This is a genomic window from Klebsiella sp. 64 (assembly GCF_018223915.1).
Taxonomy (GTDB): domain Bacteria; phylum Pseudomonadota; class Gammaproteobacteria; order Enterobacterales; family Enterobacteriaceae; genus Klebsiella; species Klebsiella pneumoniae.
On record NZ_JAGRQZ010000034.1, the window covers coordinates 155,327 to 172,958 of the forward strand.

Here is a 17,632-nt window from a genome sequence, read left to right on the forward strand (position 1 = left end):
GCGGGCCTGATTTTTTTCGCAAGGATAGCGATGAAAATACAACGGAAGTCCCTGTTTTTGTTCTGGGCGTGGATGGATCTCTTTTTCGTCCTGCAATTCTTATGGTGGAATATTGCCCACCGCCGCCTCCCTTTTTACGACGATCTGCTGGCTTATCTCCAGCTGCTGCACACCTGGGGCTCCGCGGCGGTCTGGCTGTACCCGCTGAATGTTCTGCTGATTATCAGCATCCCGCTATCGATGATCTTTTTTTTCCGCCAGAGCCGCTATGCGCTGTGGCTGGCCTGGGGGCAGGCGCCGCTCAGGCTGCTGTTTATGCAGCCTTCGCTATCGCTGGGCCTGTGGCTGATTCAGGCTGCCGGCATCAGGCATGTAACGATCCTGGCAGGCTTTCTGCTGCTCTCTGAAGGGCTGAAAATCGCCAGCCTCTGGTACTGCAGAGGCGGGATTCAGGGCATAAAGCGATAGCCAATCCCGGTTTCGGTCAGCAAATGCTGCGGCCGTGCCGGATCGGCCTCCAGCTTTTGTCGCAGATGACCCATATAGATCCGCAGATAGTGGCTGTGCTCCACGGCGTTAGGCCCCCACACCTGATTCAGCAGCTGACGCTGGGTAAGCACTTTGCCGGGATTATTCAACAGCGCCGCCAGCAGGCGAAACTCGATAGGCGTCAGGTGGATCTCTTCGCTGCCGCGCAGGATGCGGCGGGCGGGGATATTGACCTCCAGGTCAGCGAAGCGCACCACCGGCTCATCGGCCTGCGCCGCGCCGTGGCGACGCAGCGCGACGCGCAGGCGGGCCTGCAGCTCGCCGATGCCAAAGGGTTTACTTAAGTAGTCATCGGCGCCGGCATCCAGGGCGGCAATTTTGTCATGCTCTTCGCTACGCGCTGACAGGACGATAATCGGCATCTGGCTCCACTGACGCAGGTCGCGAATAAAATCAATGCCGTCACCATCCGGCAGGCCGAGATCGAGGATCGCGAGGTCGGGCTTACGGGTGGCGGCTTCAATCAGCCCACGCTGCAGGGTTTCCGCTTCAAATACGCGCATGCCGTCGGCTTCCAGCGCGGTGCGGAGAAAGCGTCGGATAGCGTGTTCGTCTTCGATAATCAGAACGTTAATCACAATTCCTCAGGTAGCTCTTCCAGTTCAGGGGGCGTTTCTCCCGGCAGTGTAACACGGAATGAGGCGCCGCCCTCGGGCCGGTTGCTGGCGGAGATGGTCCCGCCGTGGACGTCGACGATGGCCTGACAGATGGCAAGGCCCAGCCCGACGCCAGGGATCGCCGACTCTTTGTTGCCGCGGGCGAATTTATCAAAGATAGTCTGCTCCTGGCCTGCCGGGATCCCAGGACCGTTATCCCATACCTCCAGCGACAGCTGCCGGGCGTCCGCCTCGGCGCGGATGCCGATGCTCGCCCGGGCGCCGGCATACTTATGGGCATTTTCCAGCAGGTTGATCAGCACCCGCTCGAACAGCGGTCCGTCGACATGCACCAGCTGGAGGGGATCGGGTAAATCCAGCTGAATATGCTGGCCGCCGAGGCTTGGCTCGAGCATGCGCAGCGCGCTGCCGACCACTTCCTCCAGCGTCAGCCACTCCTTATGCAGATTAAAGCCGCCGGACTGGATCCGCGCCATATCCAACAGGTTGTTCACCAGCCGGGTGGTGTTGAGCACATGCTGGCGGATTTCGTTGGCCTGCGGGGCATGTTTTGAACCTTCGCTGGCCAGATCGAGGGTCAGAATTTCCGCCTGGCCAAACAGCACGGTCAGCGGAGTACGCAGATCGTGCGACAGGGCGGCGAGCAGCGAGTTACGCAGGCTTTCCCGCTCGCTGGTCAGCCGGGCCTGTTCTTCGCTGGCGGTCAGGGTGAGGCGCTCCAGGGCGCTGGCCACCAGCAGAGTAAAGGTCTCCAGCAGCCGCTGCTGCTCCGGGATCATCAATTGGCGCAGATTCTCCGGTTCCACCACCAGTAGTCCCCAGGTGCGGGCGGCGCTCTTCAGGGGCAAGATCTGATACGGCACGCCGGGCAGGGTATCGGTGCCGGCGCCGGCAGGTTGGCCCTTATCAAAGCTCCAGCGGGCGATGGCATCATCCCACGGGGTCAGCCCTGGCTGGTGGGTTAAGGGCAGCAGTTTTCCCTGGGCGTCCGGGAGCAGCAGCTGGCTGCGGGCCTGAAAGGTGGAGGCGATAAATCGCTCGCTGGTGGTGGCGATATCCTGCTGGCTGCGACCCACCGCCAGCGCTTTAGACATCTCATACAGATGGCGGGTACGGCGTTCACGGTAGCGCGCCACCCGCGCCTGGTAGCGCACGCCGGCGGTGAGGTTGCCGATAAGCAGGCCCACGGTGAGCATCACGCCGAAGGTGAGCAGATACTGGACATCCGACACCGCCAGCGTCCCGCGCGGGGCGACAAAAAAGAGATCGAAGCTGATGACGTTGATCACCGTCGCCAGCACCGACGGCCAGCGGCCATAGACCAGGGCGATGATCACCACCCCCAGCAGATAGAGCATCACCAGGTTGGCGGCTTCGAAAGCCATCAACCACTGCATGGCCACCAGGGTAATGATGGCGCATAGCGCCACCGCCACCGCGCAGCCCTGCAGCTGCAGGCGCCATTTCTCCAGCGCCGGACGGCTGTCGCTGGCGCGTGCGGCAAGGGGGAAGGGTTTCTCATCGAGGGCGATCACCACCAGATCGAGGTCCGGCGCATGGCGAGCCAGACGATCGGCGAAGCCGCTGCGATCCCACCAGCGGCGCTTGCTTTGGCGGCCAATGACGATTTTGCCGAGGTTATGTTCGCGGGCGTAATGGAGGACCGCTTTCTCTTCCGACGGGTCGGAGAGGGTGGCGGTTTCGGCCCCCAGCTCCTGGGCCAGACGCAGCGCGGCGAGAATAGCCCGCCGCCGGCCTTCCGGTAGCCGGTGCAGGGAAGGGGTCTCGACATACACCGCATGCCAGACGCTGCCCAGGCGGGCGGCGAGCCGGGCGGCGGCGCGCACCAGCTTTTCGCTGCCGGTATTGTGCCCGATACAGAGCAGGATCGCATCGCGGGTGTGCCAGACTTTCTCCTGGCCCTGGCGGTCGCGCCAGGCGCGCATCTGCTCATCGACGCGGTCGGCGGTGCGGCGCAGGGCCAGCTCGCGCAGCGCAATCAGATTGCCCTTGCGGAAAAAGTTTTCGATAGCGCGCTCGGCCTGGCCGCCGATGTAGACTTTGCCCTCATTGAGCCGCTGGCGCAGATCGTCAGGGGGGAGGTCCACCAGCACCACGTCGTCCGCGGCGTCAAAGAAGGGATCGGGAACCGTTTCCCGCACCTGCACGCCGGTGATCCCGCTGACGACGTCATTCAGACTTTCCAGATGCTGGACGTTAACGGTAGTGAAAACATCTATCCCGGCCTCCAGCAGTTCATCCACATCCTGCCAGCGCTTTGGATGGCGGGAGCCTGGCGCATTGCTGTGCGCCAGTTCATCCACCAGAATCAACGCCGGACGGCGGGCGAGGGCGGCGTCGAGATCGAACTCATAGACGTACCGCCCGCGATGGGCAAGCCGCCGCGGCGGCAGAGTGCTCAGGCCCTGCAGCATCGCGGCGGTCTCTTTACGGCCGTGGGTCTCCGCCACGCCAATCAGAATATCCAGCCCCTGGGCGCGCAGCCGCTGCGCTTCCGCCAGCATCGCCCAGGTTTTCCCCACCCCGGCGCAGGCGCCAAAGAACACTTTCAGTTTGCCGCGATGCGGGGCGGCGGTGTGCTGCAGCAGGCGGTCAGGGTCCGGGCGCAGCGGCTCGTCACTCATTTACTTATCCTTCAGGGCATCCAGCGCCATATTGAGTTGCAGTATATTGACCACCGGCTGGCCAAGGAAGCTCAGCAGCGGGGTTTGTGTGGCCTGATTCACCAACTGGGTTACCTGCTCAACGCTCAGCTGGCGCGCTTGAGCCACCCGGGGCACCTGCCACAGCGCGGCGGCCGGAGTCAGGTTGTTATCGAGACCGCTCGCCGAGGTGGTGACCAGTTCGACCGGCACCCGCGGGTCGGCGTCCGGGTTGGCGGCGCGCAGGGCCTGCACGCGCTCGCTCACCGCTTTATCCAGCGCCGGGTTGCTGGCGGCGAGGTTGCTGCCGCCAGAGGCCATGGGATTATCCGCCGTCTCCGCGGTGGCCGACGGGCGGCCCTGAAAATAGCCTGCGGCGGTGAAGTTCTGGCCAATCAGCGCCGAGCCGCGCACTTCACCGTTCAGGCGGATCAGCGAGCCGTTGGCCTGTGAGTTAAACCACCATTGTCCCAGGCTGGTGGTAAGCAGAGGATAGACGCCGCCGGTGAGCAGCGTTAACAGAATAAATAGCACAAGTGCCGGACGAATCAATGACATAGTTTGTTCCTCAAACCAGACCGCTCAGGGTCAGCAGCAGGTCGATGGCTTTAATACCGATAAAGGGCACCAGCAGACCGCCGAGGCCGTAGATCCAGAGGTTGCGGCGCAGCATCGCCGAGGCGGAGAGCGGGCGATAGCTGACGCCTTTCAGGGCCAGCGGGATCAGAAAGACGATGATCAGCGCGTTGAAGATAACGGCGCTGAGGATCGCCGATGAGGGCGAATGCAGGCCCATCACGTTCAGCATGGCCAGCTGAGGATAGACCGCGGCAAACGCCGCCGGAATAATGGCGAAATATTTCGCCACGTCGTTGGCAATACTGAAGGTGGTCAGCGAACCGCGCGTCATTAACATCTGTTTGCCGATATGGACCACCTCAATCAGCTTGGTGGGGTTGGAATCCAGGTCGACCATGTTGCCCGCTTCCTTCGCCGCCTGGGTGCCGGAGTTCATGGCCACCGCCACGTCGGCCTGAGCCAGCGCGGGCGCGTCGTTGGTGCCGTCGCCGGTCATCGCCACCAGCCGACCTTCCGACTGGTACTGGCGGATCAGCGCCAGCTTGGCTTCCGGCGTCGCTTCGGCGAGGAAATCATCGACGCCGGCCTCGGCGGCGATCGCCGCGGCGGTCAGGCGGTTATCGCCGGTGATCATCACCGTTTTAATGCCCATTTTGCGCAGCTGGGCGAAACGTTCTTTGATGCCGCCTTTGACGATATCTTTGAGCGCAATAATCCCCAGCACCTTTTCGCCTTCGGCGACCACCAGCGGCGTGGCCCCCTGGCGAGCGACCTCTTCCACCTGTTTATCGACATCGGCAGGGAAGTGGCCGCCGTTGGCCTCCACGTGGCGGCGAATGGCGTCCACCGACCCTTTGCGGATCATGCGCTGATCGATATTGATGCCGCTCATCCTCGTTTGCGCGGTAAAGGGGACAAAGGTGGCGTGCAGCGACTGCAGATCGCGTTCGCGCAGGTTAAAGCGCTGTTTCGCCAGCACCACGATGCTGCGCCCCTCAGGGGTTTCATCCGCCAGCGAGGAGAGCTGGGCGGCGTCGGCGAGGGTTCGCTCTTCCACGCCGCGAGCCGGCAGGAAGGCGGAGGCCTGGCGGTTGCCGAGAGTAATAGTCCCGGTTTTATCCAGCAGCAGAACATCGACGTCGCCAGCGGCTTCCACCGCGCGGCCGCTGGTGGCGATCACGTTGGCGCCGAGCATACGACTCATCCCGGCGACGCCGATGGCCGACAGCAGCCCTCCGATGGTGGTCGGGATCAGGCACACCAGCAGGGCGACCAGTACGGTAACGCTGACCGCATTGCCGCTCCACGCCGAGAAGGGCCAAATGGTGGCGGTGGCCAGCAGGAACACCAGCGTCAGGGCGATCAGCAGGATCGTCAGGGCGATCTCGTTCGGCGTTTTACGGCGCTGGGCGCCTTCCACCATGGCGATCATCCGGTCGAGGAAGGTTTCTCCCGGGTTCACGCTGCAGCGGATCACCAGCCAGTCGGAGAGAATGCGTGTCCCGCCGGTCACCGAGGCAAAATCGCCACCGGATTCACGGATCACCGGGGCAGACTCGCCGGTAATGGCGCTTTCGTCCACCGAGGCGCCGCCTTCGATGACTTCGCCATCGCAGGGGATAATATCCCCGGCTTCCACCAGCACCACGTCGCCTTTGCGCAGATCTTCCGCCGGCACGTGGTCGACCGGCGCGTCATGCTGCGGGGCGCGCAGTTTGCGGGCGAAGGCCGTTTTTTTCACCCCTTTCAGGCTGTTGGCCTGGGCTTTGCTGCGGCCTTCCGCCATCGCTTCGGCAAAGTTGGCGAACAGCACGGTAAACCACAGCCAGATACTGACGGCGGCGGTAAAGGTGGCGCTACCGGTCAGGGCGCCGCCAGCCATGGCGATCGCCAGCAGGGTAGTTAACAGACTGCCCACCCAGACGATAAACATCACCGGATTGCGCCATTGCACCATCGGGCTGAGTTTTTTCACGGCATCCAGCAGCGCCTGGCGCACCAGCGTCGGCTCCAGCAGGGCTAATTGTTTGCGACTCATAACAGGGTGCTCCGCATCGCTCAAAGTAAGGAAAAGTGTTCAGCCAGCGGGCCAAGCGCCAGCGCAGGAATAAAGGTCAGGGCGCCCACCAGCAGCACGGTGCCGATCAGTAAACCGATAAACAGGGCGTCGTGAGTGGCCAGGGTGCCGGGGCTGGCCGGTTGAATTTTCTTCGCCACCAGCGAGCCGGCGATGGCCATCACCGGAATGATGACGGCGAAGCGGCCGACCAGCATGCAGAACGCCAGCAGCAGGTTCCAGAACGGCGTCGCCGCACCCAGGCCAGCGAAGGCGCTGCCGTTGTTATTGGCCGCCGAGGTGACGGCGTACAGCACTTCGCTAAAGCCGTGCGGTCCAGGGTTGAACATCCCGGCGCGGCCGGCGTCGGTCATCATCGCCAGCGCCGTGCCGAGCAACACCAGCGTCGGGGTGACCAGAATGGCGAGGGCGATCATTTTCATTTCCCGGACATCGATTTTCTTCCCGAGGTACTCCGGGGTGCGGCCGACCATCAGCCCGGCGATAAATACCGCCAGCATAACGAACAGCAGCATGCCGTACAGGCCCGAGCCGACGCCGCCGAATACCACTTCGCCAATCTGCATCAGCCACATTGGCACCATGCCGCCCAGCGCGGTGAAGGAGTCATGCATGGCATTGACCGCGCCGCAGGAGGCGGCGGTGGTGATCACCGCGAACAGACTGCTGGCGAGAATACCGAAGCGACTCTCTTTTCCTTCCATATTCAGGCTGCTGTCGGCACCCAGCGTCAGCAGATGCGGATTGCCGCGGGTCTCCGCCCACATCACCACGGCGACGCAGAGTATAAAGATCAGCGTCATTGCCCACAGGATGGCGCGTCCCTGACGCCGATCGCTTACCACCTCGCCGAAGGCGAAGCACAGCGCCGCCGGGATCAGGAAGATCGCCAGCATCTGCACGAGATTGGTCAGCGCGGTCGGGTTTTCAAACGGATGGGCGGAGTTGGCATTGAAGAAACCGCCGCCGTTAGTGCCCAGCAGCTTAATCGCTTCCTGTGAGGCGACAGGCCCCATCGGCAGCAGCTGGTGCACCCCTTCGAGGGTGGTAAAGGGCTGGTAGGCCTGCAGATTCTGCGGCACGCCCTGCTGAATAAAGAACAGGGCCACCAGCAGAGAGAGCGGCAGCAGCAGCCACAGGGTAATGCGCGTCAGGTCGACCCAGGCATTGCCGAGGGTCGACATTTTCTGCCGGGCGAAGGCGCGGGTCAGGGCGAAGACCACGGCGATGCCGGTGGCGGCGGAGAGGAAATTCTGCACCGTCAGGCCGACCATCTGGCTGAGATAACTCATGGTGCTTTCGCCGGCGTAAGCCTGCCAGTTGGTATTGCTGACAAAGCTGATCGCGGTATTGAGCGCCAGATCCCATGACAGCCCCGGCAGGTGCTGCGGGTTAAACGGCAGCACGCCCTGGAGCATCAGCAGGGCAAACAGCGCCAGGCCGCCGAGGGCGTTAAACAGCAGGATCGCCAGCAAATACTGCAGCCAGCCCATCTCCTCGGCGCGGATCCCGGCCACGCGCCACAGGACGCGCTCGACGCCGGCCAGGCCGGGAAGCGGGATATCGTTCACCATTCTCGCCAGACACATCCCCAGCGGGCGCGCCAGCACCAGCAATACCAGCAGATAGCTGGCTAATAATAAAAATCCCTGGGCAGCCATCAGAATGCCTCCGCATGTATCAAGGCATAAACCAGATAAGCCAGTAACAGGAACACCAGCCCAACGCCAGTGAGTACGCCTGCAGTCACAATCCACCTCCGGGTGTGTTTTCGATTTACCTGGAGGATAGAAATTACGGCGCAAAGATTTCGCAAAAATCCGCGGGTGCGGTGTAAAAAAAGTATAAAAATGACAAAGGCACAAATTAACTGATGGTTAGTATTAATTTAACTTTTTCGTAACTAATTTACGTGGCGAATGTAAATTAAGTATAAATACGTGCTTTTTAGTGGTCGGATGAGTAGTAAAATTACAAGCAGAGCGGTATTATTTTGCTCAGACAAACATGATTAATTTTACCGGCGCTGCTTGCCGGCCTGACAAAGGGGAGAGAAATGATGGCGTTGTACAAAGCTTATCCTGCTCATATTATTTTGCTGCGTCGTGCTTTCGCCGTCGTGGCTGGCGTCGCGGCGCTGCCGGTGATGCTGTTCTGGAAAGATCGCGCCCGCTATTACAGCTGGCTGCACCGGGTGTGGTCGAAAACCAGCGAGCAGCCGGTGTGGATGGCGCAGGCGGAGAAAGCCGCTCACGATTTCTATTAATCCTCCTGCTGCGAAGAAAATAACAAGACCGCCGGGTTGCCCCGGCGGTTTTTTTTCGCCGCTTGTCTACACTCGTTTTTATGCGCCGCCTTGGAATTGGCAGGTGCGTATTTTGCCGGAGCGCGCTATTTTTGCCGGCTTAGATCATAAGATGAGTATTGCTGACGGATAATAAGGAGTGATATGGCCACCCATCTGGTCTGGTTACGCACGGATTTACGCATTCACGATAACCTGGCGCTGGCTGCCGCCTGCCGCGATCCGCAGGCGCAGGTGCTGGCGCTGTATATCGCCACCCCGGGGCAGTGGCGTGAACATCACCTGGCGCCACGGCAGGCCGCTTTTATCGCCAGCCATTTACAGAGTCTGCATGCCGCGCTGGCGGAACGGGGCATACCGCTGTGGGTAGAAGAGGCGGACGATTTTACCGCCAGCGTCGAACGGCTGGCCGATTTTTGCCAGCAGCATCAGGTCAGTCACCTGTTCTACAACTATCAGTACGAATTCAATGAACGCCAGCGCGATGCCGCCGTTGAGAACACCTTGTGCGACGTGATTTGCCAGGGCTTTGACGACAGCGTCCTGTTGCCGCCCGGCAGCGTACTGACCGGTGGCGGCGAAATGTATAAAGTCTTCACCCCGTTTAAAAATGCGTTTATTCGCCGTCTGCGGGACGGGCTGCCGGCGTGCGTGGCGGCCCCGAAGCCGCGCCAGGCGCCTGCCCGTCAGGCGCCGCCGCTGCCTGAGCTTAAGTACCCGCAAACGCCGTTTGACGGGCTGCTGTTTGCCGCGGATGAAAAAACGGCGCTGGCGCGTCTGCGCGCGTTTTGTCAGCAAGCGGCGGCGGATTACGAGGGGCAGCGCGACTTCCCGGCCGTGGAAGGGACCAGTCGCCTGTCGCCCTGCCTGGCCATCGGCGTGCTTTCCCCCCGCCAGTGCCTGCATCGTCTGCTGACGGAACATCCCGCCGCGCTGGACGGCGGAGCCGGCGCCACCTGGCTTAACGAGCTGATCTGGCGCGAGTTTTACCGCCATCTGATGGTCTACTATCCGAAGCTCTGTAAAGGGCGGCCATTTACTGCCTGGACAGATAAGGTCGCCTGGCGCGCAGAGGAGGCCTCCCTACAGGCCTGGCAGCGCGGGGAGACCGGTTTTCCAATTGTTGATGCCGCCATGCGCCAGCTTAACGCCACCGGCTGGATGCATAACCGGTTGCGCATGATTGTCGCCAGCTTCCTGACCAAAGATTTGCGCCTCGACTGGCGGGCGGGCGAGCGCTATTTCATGAGCCAGCTGATTGATGGCGACCTGGCGGCGAATAACGGCGGCTGGCAGTGGGCGGCTTCAACGGGCACCGACGCCGCGCCCTATTTCCGCATATTTAATCCCACCACCCAGGGCGAAAAGTTTGATAAACAGGGGGTGTTTATACGTCGCTGGCTGCCGGAGCTGGCAAAGGTGCCGGAGAAGGCCCTGCATCAGCCGTGGGCGTGGGCGGATAAACAAGGGATCACGCTGGACTATTCGCGCCCGATAGTTGATCACAAGCAGGCGCGGCAGGAGACGCTGGCGGCCTGGGAGGCCGCCAGAAAAGGAATTACTCCACCGCCAGACGGCGGGTCCTGACTTTCAGCGAATGATACAGCCAGATGACCAGCACCACGCCGACGCAGGCCAGCGCGCCCCAGGTGATCTGGCTGAAGACGGTAATGTAGGCGTCAATGGAGTAGTTCACCGCTCCGGCGGCGTCGAATGACGCCTGCGAGGTCTGGTCGGCGATAACGCCGGCCAGATAGTTGGCGATGGCCCCTGAGAGCAGCATATAGATACCGGTCAGCACCCCAGTGACACCCGGGATCTCAATGCGGGTGATCTGCGACATCGCGACCGGGTCGATAAACAGTTCGGCAAAGCCCATCACCGCCAGACCCAGCACCATCAGCGGCATGGACGACTGGCCATAGGCCGCCGACCAGCGGGCGCTGAGGGTCAAAATGCAGAACCCGGCGCTCATCAGGCCCAGACCGAGGGCAAATTTCCCCCAGATGCGCACGGTACGATTGCCGTTCACGCTCTCTTTCACCAGCCACGCCAGCACCATCCCGCAGAGCATCACCGCGAAGGCGTTGATTGACTGGAACATAGCGGTAGGGACTTCGTAGCTCATGATATGGCGGTTAACGAAGCGGTCAATATACAGGCTGATGGAGCTCCCGCCCTGCTGGGCGAAGGCCCAGAACAGCAGGCTGAAGGCGGTCAGGACGACGATCAGGCGCAGATCCTTGCGCTGTTTATCGGTTTCGGCGCGCAGGTAGATCCGCGCCAGTACCGCGAGGCCAATGGCCGTGGCCACCATCAGGGCATACACCGACCACTCCTGCCAGAACAGTACCGCAATCAGCAGCGGGGCGGTAACCAGCAATACCAGCAGCCAGCCCCAGTTCGGCAACAGGAAGCGGCGCGCGCACAGCGCCTGGCGGTTGACGCCGGCGGTATGCTGGAAATGACGGTTGCCGCAGAGGAAAATCACCAGCCCCGCGACCATGCCGATGGCCGCCAGGGCAAAGCCCATCGCCCAGCTATACTCCTCCTGTACGTAGCCGCAGGCGATCGGCGCGATAATCGAGCCGATATTGCCGGCGGCATACATCAGCGAAAAGCCGCCATCGCGACGCGGATCGGCGGGTTCGTACAGCTCCCCCAGCAGACAGCTGACGTTGGATTTAAACAACCCGTAGCCGCAGACGATGATCGCCAGCGACAGGTACAGGAAAACCGGAGCGGTTTCGCTGGCCCCGAGCACCAGATGGCCAATGGCCATCAGCAGCGCGCCGAGCATGACCGCCATCCGGTTGCCTAACAGCTTATCGGCCAGATAGCCGCCGAGGATCGGCGTCACATAGACCAGCGAACAGTAGGCGCTGAACAGGGCGTAGGCATGGTTATCGTCATATTTGAGCTGATTGGTGAGATAGAGGATCAGCAGGGCGCGCATGCCGTAAAAGCTAAAGTACTCCCAGATTTGCAGCGCCACGACGTAGTAGATCGCCCGCGGTTGCGATGATGTTGTCTGCATATGAAGTGTGTTTCCTGGCGTAAAGCGAAAGTCGATCGTTCTGCATGAATAGCGATTTATCAGTCATATTCATGGCTTGAGGGGCTTTCTGATTATTTAATATGCTTTATTAGTGCATAAATATACACTAATGCGCGGCGGGATGAATAGACAAATTGCGGGATTCGTTAAAAAGTCATGGTCAGTGACGGTAGCGGACTATCGACGACCCGAATGGATATGGTTATGTTATGCCTTTGTATAACCTGATTATCTGCTGGAGTGGCGATGAAAAATAGCGAACTGGAACAACTGATTAACGACAAGCTCAATAGTGCGGCCATCAGTGACTTCGCCCCTAACGGTCTGCAGGTGGAAGGACGCGAAACGGTGCACAAGATCGTCACCGGAGTGACGGCCTGCCAGGCGCTGCTGGATGAGGCCGTCCGTCTGCAGGCGGATGCGGTGATTGTTCATCACGGCTATTTCTGGAAAAACGAATCGCCAGTGATCCGCGGCATGAAGCGCCGTCGCCTGAAAACCCTGCTGGCCAACGATATCAATCTCTACGGTTGGCACCTGCCGCTGGATGCCCATCCGGAGCTGGGCAATAACGCGCAGCTGGCGCATCTGCTGGGGATTAACGTGCTCGGCGAAATCGAACCGCTGGTGCCGTGGGGCGAGCTGTCGATGCCGGTTTCCGGCCTCGAACTGGCCTCGTGGATCGAAGCGCGACTGGGGCGCAAGCCGCTGTGGTGCGGCGATACCGGGTCGGATACCGTCAGCCGCGTCGCCTGGTGTACCGGCGGCGGCCAGAGCTTTATCGACGCCGCGGCGCGCTTTGGCGTGGACGCCTTTATCACCGGCGAAGTGTCGGAACAAACTATTCACTCTGCCCGCGAGCAGGGCCTGCATTTTTATGCCGCCGGCCACCACGCCACCGAGCGGGGCGGCATTCGCGCCCTCAGCGAATGGCTGACGGAAACGACCGATCTGGATGTTACCTTTATTGATATTCCTAACCCTGCCTGACGGGAGAGAAGAAAGTGCAGCGAGCGCGTTGTTATCTGTTAGGTGAAACGGCGGTGGTCCTGGAGCTTGAGCCTCCGGTGACCCTGGAGAGCCAAAAACGTATCTGGGGCCTGACGCAGCGGTTGACCGATCGCGAAGAGGTGGTTGAAGTGATCCCGGGGATGAACAACATCACCGTTGTGCTGCGTCATCCGCAGGAGATGGCGTGGGAGGCGATTGACAAGCTGCAGCGCTGGTGGGAAGAGAGCGATGCGCTGGAGCCGGAATCCCGTGAGATAAGTATCCCGGTTATCTACGGCGGCGAGGCGGGGCCAGATCTTGGCGACGTCGCGCGCCATAGCGGTTTGAGCGAAAAGCAGGTGGTCGAACTGCACTCTTCGGTGGAGTATATGGTGTGGTTTCTGGGTTTCCAGCCGGGGTTTCCGTACTTTGGCGGCCTGCCGGAGCAGCTGGCGATGCCGCGTCGCGCCGAGCCGCGCGTACTGGTACCGGCGGGATCCGTCGGCATCGGCGGATCGCAAACCGGTATTTATCCGCTGGCGACGCCGGGCGGCTGGCAGCTGCTGGGGCGCACGCCGCTGGCATTATTCGATCCAAAACGTGAAGAGCCGGTGCTGCTGCGTTCCGGCGATCGCGTGCGCTTTGTGCCGCAGAAGGAGGGGGTATGTTGAAATTTATCCGCGCCGGCATGTATACCTCGGTACAGGATGGCGGCCGGGAAGGCCAGCGCCAGTGGGGGATTAGCCGCTGCGGCGCGCTGGATAAACCGGCGATGACCATTGCCAATCTGCTGGTGGGCAATGCGCCGGAGGCGGCGGCGCTGGAAATTACGCTGGGTCAGGTCGATGTGCAGTTTACCCGCCACTGCTGGTTCGCGTTGACCGGCGCCGCCTGTGAAGCGACGCTCGACGGCGCGCCGGTCTGGTTGGGCTGGCGAATGGAGGCGAAGGCCGGGCAGCGGCTGGTGCTGAAAAATCCTCAGCATGGGATCCGCAGCTATCTGGCGGTCGCGGGCGGTATTGATGTCCCTGAAGTTTTAGGTTCCCGCTCTACGGATCTGAAAGTCGGTATCGGCGGAATCGAAGGGCGCCGGTTGCAGGATGGCGATCAAGTGAAGATTGGGAAATCGTCCCGCCGCTTTAGCGCCTCGCGCGGCGTTAAACAGCTGCCGATAGGCAATATTATTCGCGCGCTGCCGGGGCCGGAGTATCACGAATTCGACAGCGTGTCGCAGGAGTCTTTCTGGCGCTCGCCGTGGAAGCTGAGTCCGCAAAGCAACCGTATGGGCTACCGCCTGCAGGGGCAGCCGCTCAGGCGCACAACCGACCGGGAAATGCTCTCTCATGGCCTGCTGCCCGGCGTGGTACAGGTACCGCATAACGGCCAGCCGATTGTGTTGATGAACGATGCGCAAACCACCGGCGGCTATCCGCGTATAGCCTGCATTATTGAAGCCGATATGTACCAACTGGCGCAAATTCCGCTAGGTCAGCCGATCCATTTCACCCCCTGTTCGCTGGAGGAAGCGCTAAAAGCGCGCGCCGACCAGCAGCGCTACCTTGAACAACTGGCCTGGAGATTAAGCGATGAAAATTGATTTAAATGCCGACCTCGGCGAAGGCTGCGCCAGCGATAGCGCGCTGCTGCAGCTGGTCTCTTCCGCCAATATCGCCTGCGGCTTTCACGCCGGCGATGCGGTTCTTATGCAGCAATGCGTGCGCGAGGCGCTGAAAAACGGCGTCGCTATTGGCGCACACCCGAGCTTCCCGGACCGGGAAAATTTCGGTCGAACCGCGATGCAGTTACCGCCAGAGACGGTCTACGCCCAGGTGCTGTACCAAATTGGCGCGCTGGCGGCAATCGTACACGCCCAGGGGGGCGAGCTGCGGCACGTCAAACCGCATGGCATGTTGTACAACCAGGCGGCGAAAGAGCCGCCTTTGGCCGACGCTATCGCCCGTGCGGTGCGCGATGCCGACGCCGACCTGGTGCTGGTTGGGCTGGCGGGCAGCGAGCTTATCCGCGCCGGACAGCATTATCAGTTGACGACGCGCCAGGAAGTCTTCGCCGATCGCGGCTATCAGGCCGACGGCAGCCTGGTGCCGCGTAGCCAACCGGGCGCGCTGATTGAGAGCGAAGAGCAGGCGCTGGCGCAAACGCTGGAAATGGTGCAGCACAATCGGGTGCGCAGCCTGAGCGGCGAATGGGCGCATGTAAAGGCGGAAACGGTCTGCCTGCATGGCGATGGCGCTCACGCGCTCGATTTCGCCCGACGCTTGCGCGCCGCGTTTGCCGGGCGGAATATCGACGTCAGCGCGGACCTCGAGTAATAGTCCGCCTAAGTTATTAATAATAATTAAATCAAATAATTAACAACACTCACAATACTCACAACTGAACAGGACGTTATTATGCAAGAGGCGATATCCCTCTGGCCGCTAATCGGCATTGCCGTGATTGTGGTCGGTTTTGTATTACGCTTTAACCCGGTGCTGGTGGTGATTATCTCCGGGATCGTCACCGGCGTGGCGGCGCATATGCCAATAGCCACTATTCTGGAGAAACTGGGCGAGGGCTTCCTGAATACCCGTAATCTGCCGTTTATTCTGCTGCTGCCGCTGGCGGTGATCGGGCTGCTGGAGCGCCATGGTCTGAAAGAGCGGGCGCAGGCGTGGATCGCGAAGATCCATAGCGCGACCGCCGGACGTCTGCTGATCGTCTATCTGTTTGTGCGCGAAGCCACCGCCGCTCTGGGGTTGACCAGCCTCGGCGGACATCCGCAAATGGTGCGCCCGCTGCTGGCGCCGATGGCGGAGGGGGCGGCGGAAAAGCGCTTTGGCCCGCTGCCGGGCAATGTACGGTACCGCCTGCGCGCGATGTCGGCGGCGACCGATAACGTCGGGCTGTTCTTCGGCGAAGATATTTTTGTCGCCTTCGGCGCGATCATCTTCATGCACAACTTTATGCTGGAGTCGGGTGGGATCCAGACAGAACCGTTGCATATTGCCCTGTGGGGGATCCCGACGGCGATCTGCGCCTTTCTGATCCACGCCGCGCGCCTGTGGCGACTCGATCGCCATCTCCAGCGCGAGCTGGACCGGATAAACGCCGGACAGGCGAAAGGCGGTGCGGCATGAATTTCCAGCAAACCTATTTATACTGGCTGGCCGGCGCGGTACTGCTGGTCGTGGCTATCATGTCCTGGCGCGACAAAAGCAATCCGCGACGTCTGACAACCGGTCTGTTCTGGGGCCTGTACGGGCTGGTGTTCTTGCTCGGCGACTGGACATATCAACTGGTGGGCGATAAGCGTACGGTGAATATCGCTGTCGGCGGGGCGGTGGTCGTCCTGGCGCTGATCGCCGGTTTTGGCGGCGTGCGCCTCGGCAGCTACCATCAGCGTACCCAGGAAGAGAAAACCGCCAGCGCGAAACGCCTCGGCAACAAACTTTTCTTTCCGGCGCTGGCGATTCCGGTCGTCACCGTCATTGGCGTACTGCTGTTTAACAATCTGCCCTCATGGCAGGTGGCGCTCTTCGGGCCGGGCAACCACGCGACGCTGATTACTCTGTTCTCGATGACTGTCGGTACGCTGATTGGCCTGGCGATGGCGATTCGTATGACGCATGAAACGGTGGCGCAGCCAATGCAGGAAGCGCGCCGTTTGCTTGATTCCGTCGGCTGGGCCTTTATCCTGCCGCAAATCCTCGCGGTGCTGGGGCTGCTGTTTACCGCAGCGGGCGTCGGAACCAGCATTTCATGGCTGACCGAGCACTATCTGGCGGTCGATAACCGCTTTATCGCCGTGGCTGTGTATGCCATCGGCATGGCGGTGCTGACAATGGTGATGGGCAACGCCTTTGCCGCTTTCCCGATTGTGACCGCCGGAGTTGGCATTCCGATTTTAGTCCTGCAGCACGGCGGCAATCCGGCGGTAATGGCGGCGATTGGTATGTTTTCCGGCTACTGCGGCACGCTGATGACGCCGATGGCGGCGAACTTCAATATTGTCCCGGCGGCGCTGCTGGAACTGCCGGATAAAAACGCGGTGATTAAAGCCCAGATACCGACCGGTATCCTGTTGCTTATCGTCAATGTATTCTTACTCTATTTCCTGATGTTCCTGTAAGGAGGGATGATGGCTGGCGTATTGATTACCGGTTTTGAGCCGTTCGGCGGCGAAACGGTTAATCCTTCATGGGAAGTGGTTAAGCAGCTGGATGGCATGATTATTCGCGGACAGCAGGTGGTGGCTAAACAGTTACCCTGCGTATTCGGCGAAGCGCTGACGGTGCTGAAGGAGGCGCTGGAAACCTATCAACCGCGGCTGACGATTGCCGTCGGACAGGCCGGCGGCCGTGTCGATATTACCGTCGAACGTGTAGCGATCAATGTCGATGATGCGCGGATCCCCGACAATAAAGGCCAGCAACCGATCGATGAGCCGATCGTCGCTAATGGCCCTGCGGCCTGCTTCAGTACGCTGCCGATCAAAGCGATCGTCAGCGCGTTGCGCCAGCAGGGGATCCCGGCCTCGGTGTCGCAAACCGCGGGCACCTTCGTCTGCAATCACGTGATGTATGGTTTGCTGCATCAGCTGCAGGGAAAACGCGGACAGAAGGGCGGTTTTATCCATATTCCGTATCTGCCTGAACAGGCGGCGGCCCACCCGGGGCAGGCGAGTATGTCGGTCGCGACGGTACGCGCGGCGCTGGAAACGGCGATTGCCGTCGCTCTTGAACAGGATGACGATGTCAAAATTGGCGGCGGCGCCACCCATTAACAGAAGGATGA

At 61.0% G+C, this 17,632-nt stretch carries 17 protein-coding genes; 10 read left to right on the plus strand and 7 right to left on the minus strand.

Annotated elements, in window-relative coordinates:
• The first annotated feature begins 30 nt into the window (after window positions 1–30).
• Window positions 31–468 carry a hypothetical protein gene (locus KHQ23_RS21375; protein ID WP_032434204.1) on the plus strand — a complete coding sequence of 146 codons (438 nt, stop codon included), beginning with the start codon at window positions 31–33 and terminating at the stop codon, window positions 466–468.
• Here KHQ23_RS21375 and kdpE read toward each other — a convergent pair.
• The 6 genes from kdpE to kdpF are packed head-to-tail and all read right to left on the minus strand — an operon-like array spanning window position 450 to window position 8,235.
• Window positions 450–1,127 (minus strand): two-component system response regulator KdpE, encoded by a 678-nt coding sequence (gene kdpE, locus KHQ23_RS21380; protein ID WP_002894776.1) that lies wholly within the window; start codon window positions 1,125–1,127, stop codon window positions 450–452. The genes KHQ23_RS21375 and kdpE overlap by 19 nt on opposite strands.
• The gene (kdpD, locus tag KHQ23_RS21385) at window positions 1,124–3,811 is read right to left on the minus strand and encodes a two-component system sensor histidine kinase KdpD (protein WP_004142255.1); all 2,688 of its coding nucleotides are present in this window, start codon (window positions 3,809–3,811) and stop codon (window positions 1,124–1,126) included. The genes kdpE and kdpD overlap by 4 nt, the downstream gene beginning before the upstream one ends.
• Window positions 3,812–4,387, minus strand: a complete 576-nt coding sequence (kdpC, locus tag KHQ23_RS21390) for a potassium-transporting ATPase subunit KdpC (protein ID WP_004142248.1) — start codon at window positions 4,385–4,387, stop codon at window positions 3,812–3,814.
• Window positions 4,388–4,397: 10 nt separating this feature from the next.
• A complete protein-coding gene (gene kdpB / locus KHQ23_RS21395; protein WP_004147607.1) occupies window positions 4,398–6,446 on the minus strand; it encodes a potassium-transporting ATPase subunit KdpB in 2,049 nt (682 codons plus the stop codon).
• 20 nt (window positions 6,447–6,466) lie between these two features.
• Window positions 6,467–8,146: a potassium-transporting ATPase subunit KdpA gene (gene kdpA, locus KHQ23_RS21400; protein ID WP_004152226.1), complete on the minus strand. Its 1,680-nt coding sequence runs from the start codon at window positions 8,144–8,146 to the stop codon at window positions 6,467–6,469.
• A complete protein-coding gene (gene kdpF, locus KHQ23_RS26565; protein ID WP_020323459.1) occupies window positions 8,146–8,235 on the minus strand; it encodes a K(+)-transporting ATPase subunit F in 90 nt (29 codons plus the stop codon). Before kdpF ends, kdpA begins: the two co-directional genes overlap by 1 nt.
• Before the next feature lie 306 nt (window positions 8,236–8,541).
• On the opposite strand from kdpF, the gene KHQ23_RS21410 reads away from it, so the two are divergent.
• Together KHQ23_RS21410 and phrB are read left to right on the plus strand one after the other, a co-directional pair.
• Window positions 8,542–8,751 (plus strand): DUF2517 family protein, encoded by a 210-nt coding sequence (locus KHQ23_RS21410; protein ID WP_004142243.1) that lies wholly within the window; start codon window positions 8,542–8,544, stop codon window positions 8,749–8,751.
• A gap of 183 nt (window positions 8,752–8,934) precedes the next feature.
• Window positions 8,935–10,377: a deoxyribodipyrimidine photo-lyase gene (phrB, locus tag KHQ23_RS21415; RefSeq protein ID WP_073553723.1), complete on the plus strand. Its 1,443-nt coding sequence runs from the start codon at window positions 8,935–8,937 to the stop codon at window positions 10,375–10,377.
• Here phrB and dtpD read toward each other — a convergent pair.
• A complete protein-coding gene (gene dtpD / locus KHQ23_RS21420) occupies window positions 10,349–11,827 on the minus strand; it encodes a dipeptide permease DtpD (protein WP_004893379.1) in 1,479 nt (492 codons plus the stop codon). The two genes, phrB and dtpD, sit on opposite strands and share 29 nt — an antisense overlap.
• Window positions 11,828–12,094: 267 nt before the next feature.
• Here dtpD and KHQ23_RS21425 point away from each other — a divergent pair, with 267 nt between their 5' ends.
• The 7 genes from KHQ23_RS21425 (at window position 12,095) to pcp (ending at window position 17,621) form a co-directional block, all read left to right on the plus strand.
• The gene (locus KHQ23_RS21425; RefSeq protein ID WP_004142237.1) at window positions 12,095–12,838 is read left to right on the plus strand and encodes a type 2 GTP cyclohydrolase I; all 744 of its coding nucleotides are present in this window, start codon (window positions 12,095–12,097) and stop codon (window positions 12,836–12,838) included.
• Between the two features lie 14 nt (window positions 12,839–12,852).
• The gene (gene pxpB / locus KHQ23_RS21430) at window positions 12,853–13,509 is read left to right on the plus strand and encodes a 5-oxoprolinase subunit PxpB (RefSeq protein ID WP_004214454.1); all 657 of its coding nucleotides are present in this window, start codon (window positions 12,853–12,855) and stop codon (window positions 13,507–13,509) included.
• Window positions 13,503–14,435, plus strand: coding sequence for a 5-oxoprolinase subunit PxpC (gene pxpC / locus KHQ23_RS21435; protein ID WP_004183433.1), 933 nt, complete (start codon window positions 13,503–13,505; stop codon window positions 14,433–14,435). The genes pxpB and pxpC overlap by 7 nt, the downstream gene beginning before the upstream one ends.
• Window positions 14,425–15,168: a 5-oxoprolinase subunit PxpA gene (gene pxpA / locus KHQ23_RS21440; protein WP_004176856.1), complete on the plus strand. Its 744-nt coding sequence runs from the start codon at window positions 14,425–14,427 to the stop codon at window positions 15,166–15,168. The genes pxpC and pxpA overlap by 11 nt, the downstream gene beginning before the upstream one ends.
• Window positions 15,169–15,249: 81 nt before the next feature.
• Window positions 15,250–15,975: a DUF969 domain-containing protein gene (locus KHQ23_RS21445; RefSeq protein WP_002894928.1), complete on the plus strand. Its 726-nt coding sequence runs from the start codon at window positions 15,250–15,252 to the stop codon at window positions 15,973–15,975.
• Window positions 15,972–16,967 carry a DUF979 domain-containing protein gene (locus KHQ23_RS21450; RefSeq protein WP_032423934.1) on the plus strand — a complete coding sequence of 332 codons (996 nt, stop codon included), beginning with the start codon at window positions 15,972–15,974 and terminating at the stop codon, window positions 16,965–16,967. The genes KHQ23_RS21445 and KHQ23_RS21450 overlap by 4 nt, the downstream gene beginning before the upstream one ends.
• A gap of 9 nt (window positions 16,968–16,976) precedes the next feature.
• On the plus strand, window positions 16,977–17,621 hold the full coding sequence (gene pcp, locus KHQ23_RS21455; RefSeq protein ID WP_032434206.1) for a pyroglutamyl-peptidase I: 645 nt from the start codon (window positions 16,977–16,979) through the stop codon (window positions 17,619–17,621).
• Window positions 17,622–17,632 lie beyond the last annotated feature (11 nt).

Excerpts from the sequence above, each read along its gene's own strand:
- KHQ23_RS21375 (WP_032434204.1), top strand. The coding sequence starts at position 31 with ATGAAAATACAACGGAAGTCCCTGTTTTTGTTCTGGGCGTGGATGGAT.
- kdpD (WP_004142255.1), bottom strand. The coding sequence starts at position 3,811 with ATGAGTGACGAGCCGCTGCGCCCGGACCCTGACCGCCTGCTGCAGCAC.
- kdpC (WP_004142248.1), bottom strand. The coding sequence starts at position 4,387 with ATGTCATTGATTCGTCCGGCACTTGTGCTATTTATTCTGTTAACGCTG.
- kdpB (WP_004147607.1), bottom strand. The coding sequence starts at position 6,446 with ATGAGTCGCAAACAATTAGCCCTGCTGGAGCCGACGCTGGTGCGCCAG.
- kdpA (WP_004152226.1), bottom strand. The coding sequence starts at position 8,146 with ATGGCTGCCCAGGGATTTTTATTATTAGCCAGCTATCTGCTGGTATTG.
- KHQ23_RS21410 (WP_004142243.1), top strand. The coding sequence starts at position 8,542 with ATGATGGCGTTGTACAAAGCTTATCCTGCTCATATTATTTTGCTGCGT.
- phrB (WP_073553723.1), top strand. The coding sequence starts at position 8,935 with ATGGCCACCCATCTGGTCTGGTTACGCACGGATTTACGCATTCACGAT.
- dtpD (WP_004893379.1), bottom strand. The coding sequence starts at position 11,827 with ATGCAGACAACATCATCGCAACCGCGGGCGATCTACTACGTCGTGGCG.
- KHQ23_RS21425 (WP_004142237.1), top strand. The coding sequence starts at position 12,095 with ATGAAAAATAGCGAACTGGAACAACTGATTAACGACAAGCTCAATAGT.
- pxpC (WP_004183433.1), top strand. The coding sequence starts at position 13,503 with ATGTTGAAATTTATCCGCGCCGGCATGTATACCTCGGTACAGGATGGC.
- pxpA (WP_004176856.1), top strand. The coding sequence starts at position 14,425 with ATGAAAATTGATTTAAATGCCGACCTCGGCGAAGGCTGCGCCAGCGAT.
- KHQ23_RS21445 (WP_002894928.1), top strand. The coding sequence starts at position 15,250 with ATGCAAGAGGCGATATCCCTCTGGCCGCTAATCGGCATTGCCGTGATT.
- KHQ23_RS21450 (WP_032423934.1), top strand. The coding sequence starts at position 15,972 with ATGAATTTCCAGCAAACCTATTTATACTGGCTGGCCGGCGCGGTACTG.
- pcp (WP_032434206.1), top strand. The coding sequence starts at position 16,977 with ATGGCTGGCGTATTGATTACCGGTTTTGAGCCGTTCGGCGGCGAAACG.